This is a genomic window from Rhodococcus sp. EPR-147, from assembly GCF_001647185.1.
Taxonomy (GTDB): domain Bacteria; phylum Actinomycetota; class Actinomycetes; order Mycobacteriales; family Mycobacteriaceae; genus Rhodococcoides.
In genome coordinates, this window is sequence record NZ_LVCU01000498.1 from 1 (window position 1) to 7,683 (window position 7,683).

The 7,683-nt window shown below is 65.5% G+C and carries 7 protein-coding genes; 4 read left to right on the plus strand and 3 right to left on the minus strand.

Features of this window, described 5'->3' with window-relative positions; translation table 11 throughout:
* A partial coding sequence (locus tag A2J02_RS21380) for an AMP-binding protein (protein ID WP_197478098.1) occupies positions 1-765 on the minus strand: 765 nt, incomplete at its 3' end.
* 310 nt (positions 766-1,075) lie between these two features.
* On the opposite strand from A2J02_RS21380, the gene A2J02_RS21385 reads away from it, so the two are divergent.
* The 4 genes from A2J02_RS21385 (at position 1,076) to A2J02_RS21400 (ending at position 6,469) form a co-directional block, all read left to right on the plus strand.
* A complete protein-coding gene (locus tag A2J02_RS21385) occupies positions 1,076-2,821 on the plus strand; it encodes a DEAD/DEAH box helicase (RefSeq protein ID WP_231911489.1) in 1,746 nt (581 codons plus the stop codon).
* Positions 2,822-2,916: 95 nt separating this feature from the next.
* Complete coding sequence (locus A2J02_RS21390; protein WP_068053261.1) at positions 2,917-3,417, plus strand: 2Fe-2S iron-sulfur cluster-binding protein; 501 nt, start codon at positions 2,917-2,919, stop codon at positions 3,415-3,417.
* On the plus strand, positions 3,414-4,409 hold the full coding sequence (locus A2J02_RS21395; RefSeq protein ID WP_068053252.1) for an FAD binding domain-containing protein: 996 nt from the start codon (positions 3,414-3,416) through the stop codon (positions 4,407-4,409). The genes A2J02_RS21390 and A2J02_RS21395 overlap by 4 nt, the downstream gene beginning before the upstream one ends.
* Positions 4,406-6,469, plus strand: a complete 2,064-nt coding sequence (locus A2J02_RS21400) for a xanthine dehydrogenase family protein molybdopterin-binding subunit (protein WP_068053255.1) — start codon at positions 4,406-4,408, stop codon at positions 6,467-6,469. The genes A2J02_RS21395 and A2J02_RS21400 overlap by 4 nt, the downstream gene beginning before the upstream one ends.
* An 83-nt stretch (positions 6,470-6,552) precedes the next feature.
* Here A2J02_RS21400 and A2J02_RS21405 read toward each other — a convergent pair whose 3' ends face one another.
* Positions 6,553-7,299: an amino acid ABC transporter ATP-binding protein gene (locus A2J02_RS21405; protein WP_068053258.1), complete on the minus strand. Its 747-nt coding sequence runs from the start codon at positions 7,297-7,299 to the stop codon at positions 6,553-6,555.
* Positions 7,296-7,683: amino acid ABC transporter permease (locus A2J02_RS21410; RefSeq protein ID WP_156516332.1), on the minus strand; the 388-nt coding region annotated here is incomplete at its 5' end. The genes A2J02_RS21410 and A2J02_RS21405, both read right to left, overlap by 4 nt.

Sequence of the window (7,683 nt, forward strand, 5' to 3'; positions counted from 1 at the left end):
CACGTCCGAGGTGTGTCCGACAGTGACCTTGGACTCGAACGAGCCGAACGAGACGGCGCGGGCGAACACGTGCGCCATCGGGAGGAACATCAGTGTGCGGTTGCCCTCCTTCATCGAGTCGTGCAGCGCGATCTGGGTGGCCTGCACCTCGGCGTAGAAGTTGGCGTGCGTGAGCTGAACGCCCTTGGGCCGTCCGGTGGTGCCCGAGGTGTAGATCAGGGTCGCGGGCGATGCCGCGCTGACCTGATGGCGTCGTGCATGCAGTTCCTCGTCGCTGACCGAGGCTCCGCGGGTGGTCAGCTCGTCGATGGCTCCGGCGTCTATCTGCAGGACCTCACGCAGATCCTTGGCACCCTCGGTGACCTCTTTGAGGTTCGAGGCGTGCGCTGCGGTCTCGACGACGAGCAACTTGGTGGCGGAGTCCTCGAGAATCCACTGCGCCTGGTCGGCGGAGGAGGTCTCGTAGATCGCGACGGTGCAGCCACCTGCGGACCAGATGGCGTAATCGAGGACGACCCACTCGTAGCGCGTCGCGCTGAGGATCGCGACACGGTCGCCGAGTTCGATACCGGAGGCGATCAGTCCCTTGGCTGCTGCCGCGACCTCGGTCGCGAAGCGAGCTGCGGTGACATCGGTCCAGTTGCCGTTCACCAGACGTTGGAAGGGTACGAAGTTGGGCGATTCCTTCTCGTACCTGTAGACGGTGTCGGCCATGGATGCGTCGTCAGGAATGGTGAACGACGCCGGCACAGAATATTCGCGCACTGCTGGACCCCTTACGGAAAAATAGCGTGGTAGTTGTGCATTTCATCACATTCGAGGCCGTGGCGCACCATCCGGGGTGTCCGGTTTGTCGACTTTGCCGCGAGTCCGGGGGAGTTGAGTGTGACTCGGGGTACAACTTAACCGTCCGCAGTCGCGTTCGGGTGTGGGGTCGCCGGTGTGAGGCCGCTCGCACCGCAGGCCGTCGTGACCGTTTTCGTCACCTGATCAGCGTAGAAGGGTTCGCAGGGCCCGAGCAGGTACTAAACTCGTGCGACATATGAGCACTTCAGAAACTGAACAGGATGCCGCCGTGACGTCCGACGAGACGAATTCGCCCCCGCAGGAGTCCGCCGTTCCAGCGGGCGACGACATCACCTTCGCCGACCTCGGGATCGACGAGCGGGTCCTGAAGGCCCTCCGCGATGTCGGCTACGAGAGCCCGTCGCCCATTCAGGCGGCCACCATTCCGCCGCTGATGGCGGGCAACGACGTCGTCGGACTCGCGCAGACCGGAACCGGCAAGACCGCCGCGTTCGCGGTGCCGATCCTCTCGCGTCTCGACGTCTCGCGTCGGGTGCCGCAGGCCCTGGTACTGGCCCCGACCCGTGAGCTGGCGCTCCAGGTCGCCGAGGCGTTCGGCAAGTACGCCACCCACATTCCAGGTCTGCACATCCTGCCGATCTACGGCGGTCAGGCGTACGGCATTCAGCTCTCCGGTCTGCGCAAGGGCGCACAGATCATCGTCGGTACTCCCGGCCGCGTCATCGACCATCTCGAGAAGGGCACCCTCGACCTGTCCGGGCTCGAGTACCTGGTGCTCGACGAGGCCGACGAGATGCTCAAGATGGGTTTCCAGGAGGACGTCGAGCGCATCCTCTCCGATACCCCGGAGTACAAGCAGGTCGCGTTGTTCTCGGCCACGATGCCTGCCGCGATTCGCAAGATCTCCAAGCAGTACCTGCACGATCCGGTGGAGATCACCGTCAAGACCAAGACGTCGACGGCACCGAACATCACCCAGCGGTACGTCCAGGTGGCCCATCAGCGCAAGCTCGAAGCACTGACTCGAATCTTCGAGGTCGAAGAGTTCGAGGCGATGATCATGTTCGTGCGCACCAAGCAGGCCACCGAGGAGCTCGCCGAGAAGTTGCGTGCGCGGGGCTTCTCGGCCGCGGCGATCAACGGCGACATCGTGCAGGCTCAGCGTGAGCGCACCATCGGTCAACTGAAGAACGGTCAGATCGACATTCTGGTGGCCACCGACGTGGCTGCCCGTGGTCTCGACGTCGACCGCATCTCGCACGTCATCAACTACGACATCCCGCACGACACCGAGTCCTACGTGCACCGCATCGGTCGTACCGGCCGAGCGGGTCGCGCCGGTCAGGCACTGCTGTTCGTCGCACCGCGCGAGCGGCACCTGCTCAAGGCCATCGAGCGTGCGACGCGTCAGCCGATCACCGAGATGCAGCTGCCGAGCGTCGACGACGTCAACGCGCAGCGCGTGACCAAGTTCAAGGACTCCATCACCGAGAGCCTGGGCAACGAGAACCTGGCGCTGTTCCGTCGTCTCATCGAGGACTACGAGCGCGAGCACGACGTCCCCTTGGTCGACATCGCAGCCGCGCTGGCCATTCAGTCCCGCGACGGCGAAGCGTTCTTGCTCAAGCCCGAGCCGCCCGCCCCGCCGCGGGCACCGCGCGAGCCTCGCGAACCGAGACCACCGCGCACGTTCGACGAGGACGCGGCCAGCTCGCACCACCGCAAGACCGGCCAGGAGATGGCGACCTACCGCATCAGCGTCGGCAAGCGGCATCACGTCGCCCCGGGAGCGATCGTCGGCGCCATCGCCAACGAGGGCGGTCTGCGCCGAAGCGACTTCGGCCATATCAGCATTCGGCCCGATCACTCGTTGGTGGAGTTGCCGGCCGACCTCGCCGACGAGACCGTCGAGGCGTTGCGCCGCACCCGCATCAGTGGCGTACTGATCCAGCTGCAACCCGATTCCGGTCCTCCCGGACGCAGCGGTGGCGGGAAGTACAAGGGGCGGCGCTAGCGCACGTGCACGGCACTTCGTAGCCCACTACGAGTTTCCACGCACGACCCCAGCGCGAGCGTTTGGTGGCCGAGGCCGCGGGTATCCGCCCGTGCATGACCAACGTCACTCTCCGTGTCAACGGGACCGACCGCGCTTTCGACTGCGATACCCGAACCACCCTGCTCGACGCTCTCCGCGAGAACCTGGACCTGATCGGTGCCAAGAAGGGGTGTGACCACGGGCAGTGCGGGGCCTGCACGGTGCTGGTGGACGGACGGCGGATCAACAGCTGCCTGACGTTCGCAGTGGCGCAGCAGGATCGTGAGATCACCACGGTCGAGGGGTTGGCCGACGGCGACACCCTGCACCCCGTGCAGCAGGCCTTCGTGGATCGCGACGCGTTCCAGTGCGGGTACTGCACATCCGGGCAGATCTGTTCGGCGGTCGCGGTGATCGAAGAGGCCAAGCAGGGATGGCCCAGCGCGGTCACCGAGGACATCGAGGGTGCCGACGTCGAACTCGATCCCGACGAAATACGAGAACGTATGAGCGGCAACCTCTGTCGTTGCGGTGCCTACTGCAATATCGTGTCGGCCGTACGGGACGCGTCGTGAAGACCTTCGAGTACGACGCAGCCACCGCAGTCGACGACGCCGTGGCCCGCCTCGCCGAGAACGAGAACGCGATGCTGCTCGGCGGGGGAACCAACCTCGTGGACCTGATGAAGCTCGGAGTCGTGGGCCCGACGACGCTGATCGACGTGACGCGACTTCCGTTGCACGACATCGATGTATCCGACGACGGCTCGCTTCGTGTCGGTTCCGGCGTGAGCAACAGTGATCTCGCGGTGCACCCGGTGGTGCGTCAGCGTTATCCGGTGCTCTCGCGGGCGGTGCTGGCCGGTGCCTCGGGTCAGTTGCGCAACATGGCCACCACCGGCGGGAACCTGTTCCAGCGCACTCGGTGCGTGTACTTCATGGATGCATCGAAGCCGTGCAACAAGCGCGAACCCGGGTCGGGCTGCCCGGCCCGGACCGGTGAGCACCGCAACCTTGCCATCCTCGGGGCCTCGGAGGCCTGCGTGGCGACGCATCCCTCCGACATGGCGGTCGCGCTGTCCGCTCTCGACGCACGTGTGGTCGTGCGGGGAGTCGACGGAGAGCGCACCCTCGCTATCGATGACTTCTATCGGCTCCCCGGCGACGCGCCCGAGCGCGACAATACGGTCGCGCGGGACGAACTCGTCACGGCCATCGAGATACCGGCACCGGCGGACGGCACCGTCTCCACCTACCGCAAGGTGCGAGACCGGCAGTCCTACGCCTTCGCGATCGCCTCGGTCGCCGCCACTCTCGATGTCGAGGACGGAATCGTGCGCGGGGTGTCGATCGCGCTGGGCGGTGTGGCGCACAAGCCGTGGCGGGCTCGTACGGCCGAGCACACGCTGCTCGGCGCGGCCGCCGAGGAGGCGTCGTTCCGGCGGGCCATCGCGTTGGAACTCGACGCGGCGGAACCGTTGCGCGACAACGTGTTCAAGATCCCACTGGTGACCAACCTCGTCACCCGCACCTTGGCGGAACTCACAGTGTCGGGAGACCGGTCATGACTGCATCGATCGGACAACCGATTCAGCGCACCGAGTCGATCGCGAAGGTCACCGGCCGGGCTCGGTACGCCGCCGAGCAACCGCCGGCCGTCGGGCAGCTGTACGCGTGGTACGTGCCCGCGACAGTTCCCGCGGGCACGGTCGAACGAGTCGAACTGGACCACGACCCCTCGGTGCATGCGGTCGTCTGGCACCGCAACGCGGAGAAGCTGGGTGAGGTCGAGGACGCCGAACTGCATGTCCTGCAGTCGAACACCGTCGCGTACCGCGGTCAGATCGTGGCCGTCGTCGTGGCCGATACTCTTCAGGACGCCCGCGCCGCCGCAGCCCGAGTGCACGTGCAGTACACCGATGTCCGTTCACCCGACAACACGTTGACGGCCGAGCACGGCTCGCTCTACGGACCCGAGTCCGTCAATGCAGGCTTTCCGACCGACGTGACGATCGGGGAGCCCGATGCGGCGCTGCAGACCGCCGAGCATGTCGTCGACAACTGGTATTCCACCGCGCCGATGCACAACAGTCCGATGGAGCCGCATGCCACCACGGCGCAGTGGGCCGACGGCGTTCTGACGCTGTGGGACTCGACGCAGGCACCGTCTGGTGTGCAGGGCGATCTCGCCACGGCGTTCGGACTGGAGCCCGAGAACGTTCGCGTGATCGCCGAGAACGTCGGCGGCGGATTCGGAGCCAAGGGAAGCACTCGGCCCAATGCGATCCTCGCTGCGATGGCCGCGCGAGCCACCGGCCGCACCGTGAAATTGGTGCTGCCGAGGCAGGCGTTGTTCGACGTCGTCGGGTATCGCACGCCGACGCTCAATCACGTTCGTCTGGGCGCTGATTCGACCGGTGTACTGCAGGCGATCACGCACGATTCGTTCCAGCAGACCAGCACGATCTTCGAGTTCTGCGAGCAGACGTCGGAATCGACTCGGCACATCTATGCGGCCCCCAACCGTCGCACCACCCACCGTCTCGCGAAGCTGGACGTCGGAACGCCGCGCTGGATGCGGGCACCCGGCGAGGCGCCCGGCATGTTCGCCGTCGAGACGGCCATCGACGAATTGGCCGCGGCCACCGGTGTCGATCCGATCGAATTGCGCGTTCGCAACGAGCCGGACGTCGATCCCGCCAGTGGTAACCCGTTCAGCTCACGCAGTGTGGTGCAGTGCCTTCGCGAGGGTGCGGAGAAGTTCGGCTGGGACCGCCGCGATTCCACACCCGGTCAGCGTCGAGAAGGCAACACCCTCGTCGGCATGGGAGTCGCGACGGCCAGCTACCCGGTGCTGATCTCACCGAGTACCGCGTCGGCGCGAGTGGAGTCGGACGGCACGATCGCGGTGTCCGTCGCCGCGTCGGACATCGGTACCGGCGCGCGCACCGTGCTGCGACAGATCGCCGCCGATGCTCTCGAGGTCGATGCCGACAGCGTGACCGTCGAACTCGGCGACAGCGCTTTGCCGACCGCTCCGGGAGCCGGTGGATCCTCGGGCACCTCGTCGTGGGGCTGGGCCGTCACCAAGGTCTGCCACTCGTTGAAGTCTCAGGGTTCGTACGAGCCGGGCAACTCCGCCGAGGCCGACACCACCGACGACGTGGAGGGGCAGAAGGAGCTGGCGCGCATGGCTTTCGGTGCCCAGTTCGCCGAGGTTGCGGTCGACATCGACACCGGTGAGGTGCGGGTACGCAGGATGCTCGGTGTCTTCGGCATCGGCGCGGTGATGAATCCTCGGCTGGCCAGGTCTCAGCTCATCGGCGGAATGACGTTCGGACTCGGCATGGCGCTGATGGAGAACGGCATCACCGATCACGAGTTCGGCGGGTTCGCCAATCACGATCTCGCCGAGTACCACATCCCGGCGTGTGCAGACGTCACCGATCTAGAGGCCGTATGGGTCGAGGAAGTCGACACCGAACTCGCGCCGATGGGCGGCAAGGGAATCGGTGAGATCGGTGCGGTGGGATCCTCGGCGGCCATCGGCAATGCCGTCTACAACGCCACCGGCGTCCGAGTCCGCGATCTGCCGATCACCCTGGACAAGGTGCTGCCGCACCTCTAGAGCGGCTTCGCCGCAGGTGAGTGGAAACTCGACCCCTGCTACGAAGTTCCGCGCACATGGGGCGCAGCCCCTCTACAGCCCCTCTAGGCCAATATGCGCTGCAGGAACTGGCGGGTACGGGGCTCCGTCGGGTTCACCAGCACCTGTTCCGGTGTGCCGCGTTCGAGGACGACGCCGTTCTCGATGAACAGCACCTGATCGGCGACTTGCTGGGCGAAACGGATTTCGTGGGTGACGATCACCATCGTCCAGCCTTGCGCAGCAAGGCCTTTGATGACGGCGAGTACCTCGCCGACTAGTTCGGGATCGAGTGCCGAGGTGGGCTCGTCGAACAGCATCAGCTTGGGGCGCAGGGCCAGAGCTCGGGCGATTCCGACGCGTTGTTGCTGGCCGCCGGAGAGCTGGAACGGGTACTGGTCGGACTTGGCGTCGAGACCGATCTGATCGAGGATCGCGTGCGCGTCACGGATGGCGTCGTCCTTGGCTCGCTTCTGCACGATCACCGGTCCCTCGATGATGTTCTGCAGCACCGTCTTGTGTGGAAACAGGTTGTGGCTCTGGAACACCATGCCGCTCTGAGCGCGGAAGTGTCGGAGCTGCGCCGCGTTGACGGATTCTGCGAAATCCACCGACACGTCCCCGATGCGGATGATGCCTGCGTCGGCCTGGTCGAGTGCGTTCAGTGTGCGCAGCACCGTGGTCTTGCCGGATCCGGACGGTCCGATGATGACAGTGACGGTGCCGGACGGCACGGTGAACGAGATGTCCTTCAACACCTCGAGTGGTCCGAACGATTTCTTCAGTGCGGATACTTCCAGCAGGTCTGTCATTTGGCCACGTACCTGTCGAGTCGGACTTCGAGTTTGCCTTGGAAGAACGAGAGAACGATGCATATCACCCAGTAGTAGAGCGCCGCAACGGTATACAGGGTGAAGAAGTCGAAGGTCGGTGCCGCTGCCAGCTGTGCGACGCGCAGCAGTTCGGTCACCAGGATGGTCGATGCCAGAGAGGTGTCCTTGACCAGCGAGATCAGCGTGTTCGACAACGGTGGTACCGCGGTGCGCAGTGCCTGCGGAAGTACGATGCGCTGCAACGTGGTTCGGTAGCCCATCCCGATGGTCTGCGCGGCCTCCCACTGCCCTTTGGGCACGCTCAGTATCGCGGCCCGGATCACCTCGGCCGCGTAGCCACCGACATTGAGTGAGAACGCGACC

Coding starts and splice junctions, on each gene's coding strand:
- A2J02_RS21390 (WP_068053261.1), top strand. CDS start 2,917: ATGACCAACGTCACTCTCCGTGTCAACGGGACCGACCGCGCTTTCGAC.
- A2J02_RS21400 (WP_068053255.1), top strand. CDS start 4,406: ATGACTGCATCGATCGGACAACCGATTCAGCGCACCGAGTCGATCGCG.
- A2J02_RS21405 (WP_068053258.1), bottom strand. CDS start 7,299: ATGACAGACCTGCTGGAAGTATCCGCACTGAAGAAATCGTTCGGACCA.